The organism is Anaerolineales bacterium (assembly GCA_016928575.1).
Taxonomy (GTDB): Bacteria; Chloroflexota; Anaerolineae; order Anaerolineales; family RBG-16-64-43; genus JAFGKK01.
This window is the reverse complement of sequence record JAFGKK010000057.1, coordinates 133,782-148,022: the sequence shown is the minus strand read 5'-3', so window position 1 is coordinate 148,022 and position 14,241 is coordinate 133,782. Positions and strand designations below refer to the sequence as shown.

Annotated in this window: 14 protein-coding genes; 10 read left to right on the top strand and 4 right to left on the bottom strand. The window is 63.8% G+C overall.

Translation table 11 applies throughout. The features are described 5' to 3' along the window. Nucleotides 1-154: 154 nt before the first annotated feature. Nucleotides 155-337 carry a 50S ribosomal protein L28 gene (rpmB, locus tag JW929_07390; GenBank protein ID MBN1439216.1) on the bottom strand — a complete coding sequence of 61 codons (183 nt, stop codon included), beginning with the start codon at nucleotides 335-337 and terminating at the stop codon, nucleotides 155-157. A 130-nt stretch (nucleotides 338-467) separates the two neighbouring features. Between rpmB and JW929_07385 the strand changes: the two genes are divergently transcribed. The 8 genes from JW929_07385 to JW929_07350 all read left to right on the top strand — a co-directional run bounded on the left by JW929_07385 (nucleotide 468) and on the right by JW929_07350 (nucleotide 8,647). Beyond that, nucleotides 468-836 carry an Asp23/Gls24 family envelope stress response protein gene (locus JW929_07385; protein ID MBN1439215.1) on the top strand — a complete coding sequence of 123 codons (369 nt, stop codon included), beginning with the start codon at nucleotides 468-470 and terminating at the stop codon, nucleotides 834-836. Between the two features lie 31 nt (nucleotides 837-867). Then, the gene (locus JW929_07380) at nucleotides 868-2,556 is read left to right on the top strand and encodes a DAK2 domain-containing protein (protein MBN1439214.1); all 1,689 of its coding nucleotides are present in this window, start codon (nucleotides 868-870) and stop codon (nucleotides 2,554-2,556) included. A gap of 83 nt (nucleotides 2,557-2,639) precedes the next feature. Then, entirely contained in the window at nucleotides 2,640-3,515 is an 876-nt protein-coding gene (locus JW929_07375) for a DegV family protein (protein MBN1439213.1), read from the top strand. An 11-nt stretch (nucleotides 3,516-3,526) separates the two neighbouring features. Continuing rightward, on the top strand, nucleotides 3,527-4,396 hold the full coding sequence (locus JW929_07370; protein MBN1439212.1) for a DegV family protein: 870 nt from the start codon (nucleotides 3,527-3,529) through the stop codon (nucleotides 4,394-4,396). A gap of 11 nt (nucleotides 4,397-4,407) precedes the next feature. Continuing rightward, nucleotides 4,408-4,968, top strand: coding sequence for a hypothetical protein (locus JW929_07365; GenBank protein MBN1439211.1), 561 nt, complete (start codon nucleotides 4,408-4,410; stop codon nucleotides 4,966-4,968). A gap of 56 nt (nucleotides 4,969-5,024) precedes the next feature. After that, the gene (recG, locus tag JW929_07360) at nucleotides 5,025-7,460 is read left to right on the top strand and encodes an ATP-dependent DNA helicase RecG (protein MBN1439210.1); all 2,436 of its coding nucleotides are present in this window, start codon (nucleotides 5,025-5,027) and stop codon (nucleotides 7,458-7,460) included. Between the two features lie 79 nt (nucleotides 7,461-7,539). Next, nucleotides 7,540-8,067 carry a pantetheine-phosphate adenylyltransferase gene (coaD, locus tag JW929_07355; protein MBN1439209.1) on the top strand — a complete coding sequence of 176 codons (528 nt, stop codon included), beginning with the start codon at nucleotides 7,540-7,542 and terminating at the stop codon, nucleotides 8,065-8,067. A gap of 109 nt (nucleotides 8,068-8,176) precedes the next feature. Continuing rightward, the gene (locus tag JW929_07350; GenBank protein MBN1439208.1) at nucleotides 8,177-8,647 is read left to right on the top strand and encodes a hypothetical protein; all 471 of its coding nucleotides are present in this window, start codon (nucleotides 8,177-8,179) and stop codon (nucleotides 8,645-8,647) included. A gap of 238 nt (nucleotides 8,648-8,885) precedes the next feature. Here the strand turns inward: JW929_07350 and JW929_07345 are convergent, their stop codons facing one another. Next, nucleotides 8,886-9,536: a TetR/AcrR family transcriptional regulator gene (locus tag JW929_07345; GenBank protein ID MBN1439207.1), complete on the bottom strand. Its 651-nt coding sequence runs from the start codon at nucleotides 9,534-9,536 to the stop codon at nucleotides 8,886-8,888. A gap of 194 nt (nucleotides 9,537-9,730) precedes the next feature. Here JW929_07345 and JW929_07340 point away from each other — a divergent pair, with 194 nt between their 5' ends. Further along, the gene (locus JW929_07340) at nucleotides 9,731-10,360 is read left to right on the top strand and encodes a hypothetical protein (GenBank protein ID MBN1439206.1); all 630 of its coding nucleotides are present in this window, start codon (nucleotides 9,731-9,733) and stop codon (nucleotides 10,358-10,360) included. Between the two features lie 30 nt (nucleotides 10,361-10,390). After that, complete coding sequence (locus JW929_07335) at nucleotides 10,391-11,722, top strand: radical SAM protein (protein ID MBN1439205.1); 1,332 nt, start codon at nucleotides 10,391-10,393, stop codon at nucleotides 11,720-11,722. Nucleotides 11,723-11,737: 15 nt separating this feature from the next. Here the strand turns inward: JW929_07335 and mutL are convergent, their stop codons facing one another. Continuing rightward, a complete protein-coding gene (mutL, locus tag JW929_07330) occupies nucleotides 11,738-13,477 on the bottom strand; it encodes a DNA mismatch repair endonuclease MutL (GenBank protein MBN1439204.1) in 1,740 nt (579 codons plus the stop codon). Next, nucleotides 13,474-14,232 (bottom strand): segregation/condensation protein A, encoded by a 759-nt coding sequence (locus tag JW929_07325; GenBank protein ID MBN1439203.1) that lies wholly within the window; start codon nucleotides 14,230-14,232, stop codon nucleotides 13,474-13,476. Before JW929_07325 ends, mutL begins: the two co-directional genes overlap by 4 nt. Between the last annotated feature and the right edge of the window lie 9 nt (nucleotides 14,233-14,241).

Genomic DNA, 14,241 nt, shown 5'->3' with positions numbered 1-14,241 from the left:
TGTAGCATGTTCCCCCCCCTTTTTCCAGAGTCCTGTCAAGCTATTGTTTTTTTTGGGTCCGGACGTTATGATTTGCGGGCATAGACCTCGACGCCGTCTGATGGGGGGAAAAAAAACCGGCGGGGGATCCGCCGGCGCGAAGGAAGGCTAAACCCTACTTCACTTTGACGGACGAGCGCAGGCATCTGGCGCACAGCACCATGGTCTGCTTGCGCTTGCCGCTCCAAACGGCTACCTTCTGGAGGTTGGGGCGGTAGGATCGTCTCGTCGCCCGTTTCGAGAACGAGCGGTTGTGGCCGAAGGTGACCGCCTTGCCGCACTTTTCACATTTTGCCATTTTCCGATTCCTTCCTGGGAATGCTTTTCCGGCGCAAACCGGTCCGCATCTTACCATAGGAAGGGTGGCCGGACAAGATACCGTCCGGACAAGAGTCGCCCGCCGAACGGGCGCCAGCGGATAGGAGGGGATGAACCGAATGAAAAAGGACGCCGAAATCTCCCTGGGCGACGTCCGCATCTCCCTCCATGCCGTCTCCGCGCTGGCCAGTCAGGCCGCGCTGCGGTCGTACGGCGTGGTCGGGATGGCCGCCCGCGGCTGGTTCTCCTCCTGGATCCATCCCACCGCCAAGGATCCCAGCCAGGGCGTGGAAGTCCATGTGCTGGACGACGGCATCAGCCTGGACGTGTACGTCATTTTGGAGTACGGAACCCGGATCTCCACCGTAGCGGACAGCGTCGCCCATGCCGTATGCTATACCGTGGAAAACAATTTCCGCCTGCCCGTGGAAACCGTCAATGTGCATGTCCAGGGCTTGCGCGTGAGCAACCCGGATTGAACACTTCCCTCAGGACGGCAGGACGCCGGAGATGACTTCCCCCCCACAAGCGCCGGAACCATCCCAATCCCCTTCTGTGAACGCCACGATTCCCGCCATCGACGGGCAGCTGCTAAAGCAGCTCGTCTTTGCCGGTCTGACGTGGTTGAACACCAACCAGCAGACGATCAACGCCCTAAACGTGTATCCGGTGCCGGACGGCGACACCGGGACGAACATGTCCCTCACCATGCAGGCGGCGTTCCAGGAGGTGGCCAACAGCGATTCCTCCAGCGCCGGCCAGGTGGCGCACAGCATTGCGCACGGAGCGCTGATGGGAGCCCGCGGCAATTCCGGCGTGATTCTTTCCCAGATCTGGCGCGGGATCGCCCGCAGCGTGGATGCCAAGCCGCTGATCGATCCGGCGGCGTTCGCCCACGCCTGGCAGGAGGCCCGCGAGACGGCCTACAAGGGCGTCGTTCGTCCGGTGGAGGGCACGATCCTCACCGTCGCCACCGACATCGCCCTGGCCGCTGAGGAAGCCCGTTCCGCGGGATGCGCGTTCCCGGAACTGCTCTCCCGCATCGTGTCGGCCGCCGACCGCTCGGTGCAGCGCACGCCGGAGATGCTGCCCGTCCTGCGTCAGGCCGGCGTGGTCGACGCGGGAGGCAAGGGTTTGTTCTTCCTGCTGGAGGGCATGCTCCGGTATTTTGAGGGCAAGCCCCTCGACAAGCCGCTGATGACCGTCGCCCCCCTAAACGCCCTCGACCTCAGCCGGGCCGAGGAGTTCGTCGAGGAGGGGCAGGATTTCGAAGTCGTCGTGGATTTCACCCCCGCCTCCCCGTTGAATCTGGAGCAGTTCTACAAGCATTTGGAGCAGATGGGCACGTCGATCCAAGTCGGCCAGGGCGACGACTTGTACCGCATGCACATCCATGTGCCGTCCGAGAATCGCTACGCACCGATCGACTATATTCTCGAGATCGGCACCGTCACGAAAGTGGCGATCGAAAACCTGCAAGAGCAAACCGGCCTGCACCGCAAAAAGCCGGATGAGGAAATCGCGTTCCGCAAGGTCCAGGCCGAGCAGATCGCGGCGGTCGCCGTTTCGCCGGGAATCGGTCTGACCAAGGTGTTCGCCAGCCTGGGGGTTTCCGCGGTCGTCCCGGGCGGCCAGACGATGAATCCCAGCACCCAGGAGATCCTCGCCGCCTTCGCCGATCTGCCGGCCGAAAAGATCGTCATCCTCCCCAACAACAAGAACATCCTGATGGCCGCCCAGCAGACAGCCCACCTGACCGACAAGCAGATCGCCGTCATTCCCACCCGCAGCATCCCCCAAGGGATCGCCGCCATGCTCGCCTTCCAAAACGACGGCAGCCTTGACGGCGTCCGGCAGGCGATGGCCAACGCCATCGACGGGATCGAAAGTGGAGAATTAACCCTGGCCACCCGCTCCGTCGAGATGAACGGGATTCGGGTGGCGGAAGGACAGTTCATCGGCCTGCGCAACGGACATCTGGTGTCGACCGGGAATTCGCTGGAAGACACGCTGATGGATCTCCTTTTTAAAATGGGAGCCGAATCCCGCGAATTGGTGACTCTGTATTGGGGAGAGCGGCTCACGCCGCAAGCGGCGAACCAGTTGGCGGATAAAATCCGGGCCACCTTCCCCGCCCAGCAGGTGGAGAGTTACGAGGGCGGACAGCCGCATTATTTCTTTATCCTGTCGGTCGAATAAGGGGGGCAACGATGGCTGCCAAGCCGCATCCGGCGGAAACAACCGCCAAGCTCCGCCCAACCGGTCCCGCGCCGAGGAACCGCATGCGGATCCACATCGTCACCGACAGCGCCTCGGCGTTTCCAAATCCGGAGACCGCCCGGCGGCCTGACGTAACGGTCCTGCCCCTGACGATCCACATCGGCACGCACTCCTTTCTGGACGACCAAAACGGCGACACGCTGGAGAAAATCCGCCCTCTGCTGGTGAACCGCGACCCGCTGCCGGTCGTCGCCTCGCCGAGCGTGGAAGCCTTCCTCTGCACATTTCAAAGCATCTCCCGCCACACCCGCAACATTCTCTGCCTGTTGAGTTCCAGCCGCCTGTGCCGGGCGGTGCGGAACGCCAAAGCCGCCGCTGAATCCTTCGCCGGACGGCTGAACATTATCGTGGTGGATTCACAAACCACATCCGCCGGAATCGGCTTCCTGATCGGGGAGACCCTGCGGATCGCCGACCGGGGCGCCTCGCTGGAGGAGGCGGTCCGCCAGCTGCGCTACCTCGTCCCGCGGATGTACGCCGTGTTCTTCATTGAGGACCTGGCCTACCTGCAGCACACCGGCCGGATCAGCCGGGCGCAGGTGATGCTGGGCGATCTTCTGGGGATCAAGCCGTTTCTCTCCTTGGAAGAGGGGGGCTTGGTCCCGCTTGAGAAAGTCCAAACGCCGGAGCAGGCCGTGGAAAAGCTGGTGGAATTCGTCGGCGAGTTCACCCACCTGCACCGTCTGGCCTTGGTATACAATGCCAACGACAACCAGCATCACGGACGGCTCCTGTATCAGCGGGTGCGGGAGGTTTTCCCCGCCTGCCCGGTCTCCACCATGCCCATGGGGGCTTCGGTCGCCTCGATCTTCGGCCCGCGCTCCTCCGGCATCATCGTATTCGACCTGCCTTCCGGAACGCGCGGCTCGGCCCAATAGGAGTGTGCACCATGACAGAAACCATCGGATTTGTAACCGACAGCACCAGCGACGTCCCCCCGGACGACGCGGAACGGTTCGGAGTGGAAATCGTCCCGGCGATGATCATGTTCGGCGGGAAAAGCTACCGCGACGGGGTCGACATTTCGCGCTCGGAACTCTACCGCAAAATGACCGCCCAGCGGATTTTGCCCACCACCTCGACCCCGTCGGTCAACGCATTCGAAGAGGCTTTCGAGAAGGTTCTTTCGCGCGGCGTGCAAAAGATCCTCTCCATCCATCTGGCCTCGAGCCTGAGCGGGATTTTCAACTCGGCCTCGATCGCCGCCCGGCGGTTTCCCGGCCGGGTGGAAGTGATGGAAACCGGCCAGGTATCGTTGGGCACCGGATTTCAGATCCTGGCGGCGGCCGAAGCCGCCGCGGGCGGCGCCCCGCTCGACGCCCTGCGGAAAACCATCCTCGAAGCCAGAAAGCGGGCCCGCCTCGTGGCGCTTATCGAAAGCCTCACGCACCTGTCTCACAGCGGCCGGCTGCCCGCCCTCGTCGCGGGAATCGGCGACTTTCTGCAGATCAAACTGCTGATCTCGCTGTACGAGGGGACGGTCAGCCGCGTGGCTCAGGTCCGGACCCAGACACGCGGCCTCGCTGCGCTCGTCGAACAAGTCCGTTCCTGGGGGCCGGTCGAACGCCTGGCGATCGCCCACGCCAACGCTCGCCAATTGGCGGACGGGCTGATTCCGCAGCTGGCCGGGAGCATTCAAGGACTCGGGCGGGTGCTCAAGGAAACAACCCGCGTGATCGAGGTTACGCCGGCGATCGGGGTGCACATCGGTCCGGGTGCGGTCGGCGTGATCGCCATCCAATCCCCGGCCGGATCCTGACCCGTCCCCCGATGGATACCCGGCAACTTACGAAATACATCGTCGACCGGCTGTCGGCGGCCGCCAACCGGGACGACGTCATCCTCTACGTCTGCCAACGCGGCCGGATGGATTGGAACCGTGCCCAGGCCTTGGTGGCGGACGTAGAGGAAGCCTACGCCGAAGTGATCGACCGGCGGCACCTTCCGATCAACCTAACCTCCTCGGTGATGGCCGTCTTGGCCGGGGCTCTGGCCGCCGGCTACGCGGTCCTGGCAATCTTCGAACCGTTGATCGGCCGCCCGCTTCCGGACTTTCTCTACCTGGCCAACGACTTCGCCATCCATTACGGCCTCCTCCCGGATACGCGCACCGCGCTCGAGACTCTCCAGCGCTACGATGTCCTCCCGGATTTTTGGAGAACGCTGTATACTCTGGGCCAGGACATCGGCGTGAGTCGGGACCTCATCACCGCGGTTTTTGTCCTGGCCAACGGCTACTTCTTTTGGCCCGTGTTGGTGCTGGGCTTGTATTCGTTGATCGCCGGATTGACGGAATTCTTTTCCCACCTCTTCCGGCTTGCCGGACGGTAAATCCCATCCAAAGGCAAATCCACTTGACGGTTTCCATAATCGAGACCTTGATAAAAATGCTTCGCAACGAAGCGGACATGGGGTATTTGGATCAATGCGTTCAGGGCGGCTTCGCCAATTTTTCCCCGACGTGGAACCAGAACGCCCGGAAGGAATCGGTCCCCGACGCCCTGATTGCAAGCGTATCGGATTGGTTGGGCGCTTATCACAGCCGGTCCACAGAGGAAAGAGCCGCCGCCCTGCAAGCCCTGGCGCAGGAATTGGAATCCGCAGGCGGGTCGGCGGATCCAGCCGGCGCCCCCCGGGGCGCGGATCCGGCTCCTGTTCCGGCTTCCCGCGGGATTCCGCCGGTCCAAGATGCGGAGCCTTCCGCCTCCGCCCCGCAGGCCGATCGTTCTTCGCGGACGGCGCCCGGGCCGGCTCCGCTGACGATTCGCGAACTGCAGGCCCCTCTCCGGCGGCTGGTGGGCGTCGGGGAGAAGAACTTGGAATCTTTTCAGCGGCTCGGCCTGAACACGATCGGCGATCTGCTGTGGTACTTCCCCCGGCGATACATGGACTACTCCATGCTGAAGCCGATCAACCGTCTTTGGTACGGCGAGACGGTCACCGTCCTCGCCTCCGTGCGCGATTCCTCCACCCGCCGCACCAAACGCGGCACCGTCACCGAAGTGACCGTCGGCGACGGCAGCGGCTCCCTGCTGGTGACCTTCTTCAACCAGCCGTGGATCGAATCCCGTCTGCGGAAGGGGCAGCTGCTCTCCCTCTCCGGAAAGATCGGCCAGTACCTCGGCCGGCTGACGATGACCATGCCGGAATGGGAATTCCTGGACCGCCAGCAGGTCCGCACCGGCGGGATCGTGCCCGTCTATTCGCTGACGGCCGGGGTTAATCAGAACTTTCTGCGCCGGCACATCCACAACGCCGTGTCGCGGCTGGCCTCGCGCCTGCCCGATCCGCTTCCCGGCGAGATCCTCGATGAAGGGCACTGGATGCCCCTCGGCCAAGCCCTGCATAACATCCATTTCCCGTCTTCGTGGGAGTCGCAAAAAAACGCCAAGGACCGGCTGGGGTTCGAGGAATTGCTTTATCTCCAGTTGGGAATCCTTCAACAGCGGCGGAATTGGATTTCCGGGGAGGCCCGGGTGTATGCCAAGCCGCCGGCGCTGGAGGAATTCCTCTCCTCCCTGCCCTACGCGCTGACCGACGCCCAGCAGAAAGCGGTCCGCGAAGTGCTCGCCGATTTGGAATCCGGAAAGCCGATGAACCGTCTGCTGGAGGGGGATGTGGGCTCCGGGAAGACGATCGTCGCCCTGGCCGCTTGTCTGGTGGTCGCTATCCAGGGCGGGCAGGCCGCAGTCCTCGCACCCACCGGCATCCTCGCCGAGCAGCACCATGCCTTGATCCGGTCGCTCGCGGTGCGGGAGGACAAATTCCTGCGCGAGGAGCAGGTCGGATTGCTGCTCGGCTCGACGCCCGAATCCGAAAAGCGGGAGATCCGCCAAAACCTGGCGTCCGGCCGGATCGGCGTGATCGTGGGAACGCATGCCCTGCTCGAGAGTCCGGTGGAATTCGCGCGGCTCGACTTGGCGGTGATCGACGAACAGCACCGTTTCGGAGTGGATCAGCGGGCCGCCCTGCGCGCCAAAGGGACCAGCCCCCACCTGCTGGTGATGACCGCCACCCCGATTCCCCGGTCGCTGGCGCTGACCATCTACGGCGACCTCGACCTCACGCTTCTCGACGAGATGCCGCCGGGCCGCAAGCCGGTCACCACCCGAATCCTCCTGCCGGGGGAACGGGAACGGGCGTACGCGTTCATCGCCGGACAGCTGCGCCGGGGTCGCCAGGCGTTCGTCATCTGCCCGCGGATCGAAGAGGGCGAGACCGGCGAGGCGGCGGCCGCGGTGGAGGAGCACAAACGCCTGCAGGAAAGCGTCTTCCCGGAATGGAAGCTCGGGCTGCTACACGGTCGGATGCGGAGCGACGATAAGGACGAGGTCATGCGCCGTTTCCGGTTCGGCGAACTGCACATCCTCGTTTCCACCTCGGTGGTGGAAGTCGGGGTCGACATCCCCAACGCCAGCGTGATGATGGTGGAAGGCGCCAACCGCTTCGGGCTGGCCCAGCTGCACCAGTTCCGCGGGCGGGTCGGCCGCAGCCGGCACGCCTCTTATTGCATCCTGGTGGCCGACAGCGAGGACCAGACGGAAAACGAACGGCTGCGGGCGATGGAGGAAACCCAGGACGGATTCGCCCTGGCCGAACGGGATCTGGAACAGCGCGGGCCCGGCGAATTCTTCGGCACCCGGCAATCCGGGTTTGCCGACGTGGATATGGCGCGCCTGCTCGACGTGCGCCTGATCGAACGGGCGCGTGACGCCGCGCAGAAAATTTTCGCGCAGGATCCCGACCTGCAGTCGCCCGAGCACCGCCTGATGGCCGAGCGGCTGGCCGCTCGCTGGAAACCGGATTCGGGGGAAATCTCCTAATGCGGGTTCGGCCGCCCGCGCCGCGGACGAAGCGCAAGCGGAGGCCGGGAAAGCGCCTCCGTAGACGGGAAGGGACGCTATGGTGCGAGCCATTTTTCCGGGAACGTTCGACCCGATCCACTACGGACACATCGACATCGCCCAGCGGGCGGCCCGGCTGTTCCAAGAAGTGGTGATCGCCGTCTACAACCGTCCGCTCAAGAACCTGCTCTTCAGCCCCGAGGAGCGGATCGAACTGGCCAAGCAGACGTTCGAGGGGCGGCCGCAATTCAAGGTGATCGGCTATCAAAGCCTGACCGTCGCGCTGTGCCAAAAAATCGACGCCCAGGTGATCGTCCGCGGCCTGCGCGTGTTTTCCGACTTCGAGCACGAGTTCCGCATGGCGTTGGCCAACCACCGCCTGGCGCCCGAAATCGAAGTGGTGGCCCTGATCACCAGCGAGGAGCACTCGTTCTTGTCGTCCTCCACCGTGCGCGAGATCGCCTCGTTGGGCGGCGACATCGCCAGCATGGTTCCCCGGCACGTGGCGGAGGCGGTGGTGCGCAGATTCAAGGAGCTCGGCGAGGACGGTCCGCGGATGATGCCGATCACCTCATTGCGGGATTAGGAATCCGGCCTGAATTGACGGAAAACACGCTTCGGTGTACCCTCGGTATGGTTTTTGCACCCAATCCCGTCGCCGCCCGGTTCCGGCCCGGCGGTTCACGGAGGCATCGATGGACATCCTTCACCTGGTGGACCGGTTGGAGGAGTTGTTCAACAGCGGGTTCCATATCCCCTTCACCAACGAAACGGCGGTCAATGAGGAGCGATTCCTCGAGCTGATCGACCAATTGCGCATCGCCATCCCCGAGGAAGTGAAAAAAGCGCAGCAGGTGGTGACCCAAAAAGAGCGCTACCTGGCGCAGGCGCAGGAAGAAGCCCAGCGCACGGTTAACATCGCCCGCGAACGGATGGAAAACCTTGTCCAGCACGATTCGATCACCTCGGCCGCCGAAGCCCGTGCCGAGCAAATCGTCCAGCAGGCGCGCGAGGACGCCGCCGGAATCCGCGGCGAAGCCGACGACTACGTTCTGGAATCCCTCTCCCGGCTCGAAGCCGAGATGAGTCGCCTGCTGCAACAGGTGCGGAATGGGATTGTGAAAATGAACGAGGAAAAAGCCGCGCAGCAGCAGGAACAATTATGATTCCGCCGACGCCGACGGAAAATCCCGGGCCGGTGCCCGGGATTTTCTTTTTATGGCACAGCCGGCGGACGCCCGGGAAGTGCATTCGGGCGTCACGGCCCGCCGATACGTGAAACCGCGGAAAAAGGGCGTCAGGCTGAGCGCAGCGAAGCATCTTTGCCCGCCCGTTCAGACCCCGCGCTTGCCCGCCAAGCTCCGCCCCGCGGTCTGGGGTGCTCGGAACGGCTTTTTCCGGCGATTATGGCCGGCTCTCTGTGGCGGATTCTGGGCCGCCGTATTCCGACCATGCCTCCGGAATTCCAACCAAGAACGACCGGCAAGCGAACCGGATGAATCGGCGGACGTCGCCGACCTGCGCGATCAACCCGTCGATCAGCAACATCGAAAGGCCATGCGCTTTCGACCACAGGAGGTATGCCAATTCGACCGTCCGTTCTTGTCCCAGACAGCCCCCCTCCTGTCCCATCCGGATCACGGACACCAACTCCTCAAAGGCCGCGCTCGAGGAAGCCGCCAGCCCGGGATTCTCGATTAGGCTTCTAATTTGTCGGCCGAACATGAGCCTGTATTGGGCGGGTTGCTTCTCGGCAAAATCCACGTAGGCGAGCAGGCATGCCTCAATCGCCCGGACGGGATCGCCGCTTTTTTCAACGCGCACCTTTTTAATGGCGGCGGATAGCTCGAGGAATCCGACCTCGGCCACCGCCGCCAGGAGCTCCGACTTATCGGGAAAATGGCGGTAGGGTGCCGTCCGAGAGACGCCGCAACGCCGGGCCAGATCCCGCAAGGTGAGCGCGCCCGCCCCCTTTTCGGCGATGATCCGGGTCGCCTCGTCGATCAATTTTTTCCGCAAATCGCTGTGATGATATTTTGTTTTCTTCTTCTCCATCCCTCCTCCGGTTTCCGCTATTCAATCTACCAAAGGATGTTGACAAAGTCAACAACCGGGAGTAGAATAAGGAAAAATGTGGACGTTGTCCACATTTAATGAAAATTCTCCGCATAAGAGTTGTCATCCGAGTGAGACTCAGTTACCGGGACTTAAAAGAATCTGGGATGAAAATCGCCATGGGAGAAAAATAAATGACGCCAACGAATAACGGAAATCGCTGCCTGGTCGCCTATGCCACCCACGCCGGTTCGACCGCCGAAATAGCCCGCGTGATCGGGGAGGAACTCGCCCGGGCGGGCTACAAAGCGGATGTCCTCAGCGTGGGTGAGGTGGAAGGCCTGGAGGATTATTCGGCCGCCGTCGTGGGCGGACCGATGATGATCGGCTGGCACAGGGAGGCGATGAATTTCGTCCGCCGGCGAGAACAGGAGTTGGGCCGGATGGCTGTCGCTTATTTCTTTCCGGCAATGTCCCTGACCCAGCCGAAAGAGGAACGCGTCGGCAAGGTTCCGGTGTATATCGACTCCACGCTTCCCAAGCCTCCGCGCGATCCATCCCGTTTGAGCCTCAAGGAGCGCTACGCCACCCTGCCCAACTATCTTGCCCCGGTACTGAAAAAGACGCCCCGGATCCTGCCTGTGAGCGCCGCCTTTTTCACCGGCAAACTCGACTTTTCCGTCCTGGGGCCGATATACGGGCTTTTCGTGCGGCTGATCATCCACGCGGCACCGGGGGATTTCCGCAATTGGAAAGCGATCCGGGAATGGGCCGCGTCGCTCCATCGGAAATTCATCCTTGCTTCGGCGGGGAGCGAAAGATAACCCCCCGACCGCAATCCGTTGGGAGTCTTCATGAAAGTACTTATCGTTTCTTCCAGCACTCCGCCGGCTGCGCCCATCGGTCCGGCGTACGTCGCCGGCGCGTTGCGCGCGGCCGGGCATACGGTGGCCGTCTACGAAAACCTGCTCTCCGGCGATTTGGCGCACGCCCTGCCCGAGGAACTGCTCAGCTTTCGCCCGGATGTGGTCGGCTTATCCATCCGCGTGGTGCATGAGGATGCCTTGGATCCCAGCGCTCCCTGGGGGACCCGGCACCGGGATCTGCGTCCGGACGTCAGACAAATGGTGGACATCGTCCGCCGCAACTCCCGGGCGTTGATCGTTCTGGGCGGGCCGGGTTTCAATTATTATGCCGCAGACTGGCTGGAGTATTTGGATCTGGAGTACGGGATCCGCGGCGAGGGTGAAGAAGCCTTCCCACTGTTCCTGCAGCGGATGGCGGAGGGAGGAGATCCCGCATCCGTTCCGGGTTGCGTGCGGCGCAGCGGCGGCCGGATTGTCTCCGTTCCCCCGCGCCGGGTGGAGGATTGGGAACGCGCGGCGCTCCCCGCCTACGAGTTATTCGACCTTGCCGGGTTCCCGGATCATCACATCGATCCGGCCATCTTCACCAAACGCGGATGCGCCTTCCTCTGCACCTTTTGCCCGTATGGAAAACTCGAAGGCAGAGGATACCGGCTGAAATCCCCGTCGCGGGTCCTGGCGGAGATCCGCCACATCCTCCGCCACGCGCGGAACAACCGGATCCTGTTCTGCGACAACAGCTTCAACGTGCCGCGCCGGCACGCGGAGGCGATCTGCCGCGTCCTCCGCGATGAGCGCCTGAATGTCGCCTGGGGCACCGGCGACCTCAAGCCGCTCGGCGTCAGCGACGATTTCTGTCGCCTGATGGAGGAATCCGGATGCGTGTACGTCAACCTGGCGGTCGAATCGGCGTCGGATTCCATGCTGAAAAGCATGCGGCGCGGCTACTCCGCGCGCCATGTGCGCGAATCGCTGGACGCCCTCTCACGGTCCAAGCTCCCTTTCGGCGTTTCGATCATGATCGGCGCGCCGGGAGAATCCCCGCAAACCGTAGCCGAAACCTTGAAAGTGCTGGACGGCTACGCCATTCCCTGCGGAGTCTGGGTGACGGTCGGCGTGTATTTGTGGACGGATTACCAGGATGTGGTGGGCGATGCGCGCCGGTCCGGATTCTTGCAGGACGAAGGGCAGTTGTTTTCAGGCGCCGTGTTCCTCTCGCCGGATATTTCCAAGCAGTACTTGGAGGAATTGATTCCGATGCTGCGCGCCCGACCGGGTTACAAAGTCCAGGTCAATCAGCCGATCATCAATTGGAACTGACGGGTGCGCACCGCCCTACTTCCTGCCGAACCGCCGCGCGAGCAGGTCCATCGGCAGGTGGATCATCGTCGGGCGGCCGTGCGGACAGGTGCGGGGCGATTGGCACCGCTCCAGGGCTTGGAGAAGAGCCGCCTGTTCTTCCGCGCTGAGGGCCTGCCCCGCCTTCACGGCGGCGCGTTTGCATATCCGCGCGATCAGCCGCGCTTCGGCTTCGGCCGCCAGCGGGGTTTCGTCCTCTTCGAAATCCTCCACCGCCGCCAGCAGGGCTTCGGCCGGTCGCAAGCCTCCCAGCAGTTGCGGGACCGACCGCACGCGGAACGCCGCGCCGCCGAACGGCTCCACGTCGAAGCCGATCCCCCGCAGAAGATCGAGCTGTCCGGAAAGCACCCCGGCCTGGGCCGCGGTAAGCTCGACCACCTCCGGATCGAGCAGCCTTTGCGAAACGTGGTCCCCCGAGGGTTCGTTCCGCATCGCCTCAAACAGCACCCGTTCGTGGGCGGCGTGCTGGTCGATCAGATACAGTCCGTCCGGACCTTCCGCCACCAGGTACGCCGTTCCGATTTGCCCGACCGGACGGAGCAGCGCGACCTCGCCCGGCGCGAGTCCGGGGCCAGCGGCGGCGGCCGTCCCCACGCCGTCCGGCGCTTCGGATTCGGCGCGGTGGTCGAGCCGCCACTCCGGGCCGGGGACGCCGTCGTGTCCCCTTCCCCAATCCCGCGCCGGCCAGGGAGTCGCGGCCGCGGCGCCCATCCCGGATCCGCCCCCCAGCAGGGCTGTTCGGACCGCGCGCTGGACCGCAGAGAAGACCGCGTCCGGGGTGCGGAAACGCACCTCGGCTTTGGCGGGATGGACGTTGACGTCCAGCTCCTCCGGCGGCATTTCCAGGAAGACCGCCGCGATCGGGTAGCGTCCGACCATCAGCAGGGTGTGATACGCCTGGACCACGGCGGTGGTCAAGGCCGGATCGGAGATCGGCCGCCGGTTGACGAACACCAGGATGGCCTTACGGTTGGAGCGCGAGAGGTCGGTCGGGCTGACGTACCCCCCCACCCGCATCGGCCCCTCCGCAACGGGCTCCGGAATTTCGATCATCCTCTGCGCCGCGTCCAGTCCGAACGCCGCGGCCAGGACTTCGCGGCGGTCCCCGTTTCCGCTCACCGCCAGAGTCTCGCGCCCATCCTGAACCAGCCGGAAGCGGACTTCCGGGTACGCCAGCGCGAATTTCGCGATCAACGAATCGATCAGACGCCGTTCGGCGGCTGGGGTTTTCAGAAATTTCCGCCGCGCGGGAACATTGAAGAAGAGGTCCTCGACCGTCACCACCGTTCCCTGCGGCGCACCGACGGGGACCGGCTTTCCGCGCCGCCCGTCCTCCTCCGACAATCGCGCGCCGTGGGTCTGCGAGCGGCCGCGACTCACCAGGGTGATCCGCGACACCGCCGCAATCGAAGCCAGCGCCTCGCCGCGGAATCCCAGCGTATGGATCGAATCCAAGTCCCCGATGTCGGCGAGCTTGCTGGTGGCGTGCCGCTCCAGCGCCAGGGCGATGTCCGCCGGGGGAATCCCATCGCCGTCGTCGGCGACGACGATCTTCCGGCCGCCGCCGTCTTCCGTTTCGATCGATACGGTCCGCGCGTGGGCGTCGAGGGAATTTTCCACCAGCTCCTTCACCACCGACGCCGGGCGTTCCACCACTTCCCCGGCGGCGATTTGCGAAGCGATCTGGGGAGGGAGGACGCGGATTTCCATCGTCACTCGCCAAATTCCAGGTCGAAGTCGGTCTGGTCGGTGAAGGTTTCGGTGGGGACGATTTCGATCTCGCCGAAGAGGTCGGATTGGCGTGCGATCACATGGCGCCTTTTAACCAATTCAAGCATCGCCAGGAATGCCACCACCACCTCGATCCGCGACCGGACCCCCTGCATCAGCCTCTGGAACACCGTGCGCCCTTCGGCGCGGATGTTGTCGACGATGCGCCGGATCTGTTCGCGGATGGTGACCTTCGGCGGCGCGACCATCGTCCCAAGCGGCGGCGGATCCGGCCGCACGGCCAGCACCAATTCGGCGGCCTTCTTCAGCGCGGCAAGCGAGATCCGACTCCAATCCAAGCGCGGGGGAACTTTCGGGGGCGGCGCCAGCCGCAGGAAGGTGCGCAGGTTGTCCGCTTCGCGGCGGTGCAGCAGCAGCGCCACTTCCTTGAATTGCCTGTAAAGCCGCAACTGCCTGGCCAGCTCCTCGCCCGGATCCTCCTCGCCGATTTCCCGCTCCGGCGGACGCGGCAGCAGGGCCTCGCTTTTGATCTGCAGAAGCCTCGAGGCGATGACGATGAACGAAGCCGCCACGTCCATCTTGCGCTCCTCCATCACCCGCAACGCGGCCAGGAACTGATCGGTGACCTGCGAGAGCGCCACGCGGGTGATGTCAAGCTCCGCGCGCTCGATCAGATGCAGCAGCAGATCCAGCGGTCCTTCAAATACGGGAAGTTGTACGGTGTACGCGGAGGCTTGCATTCGGGAATC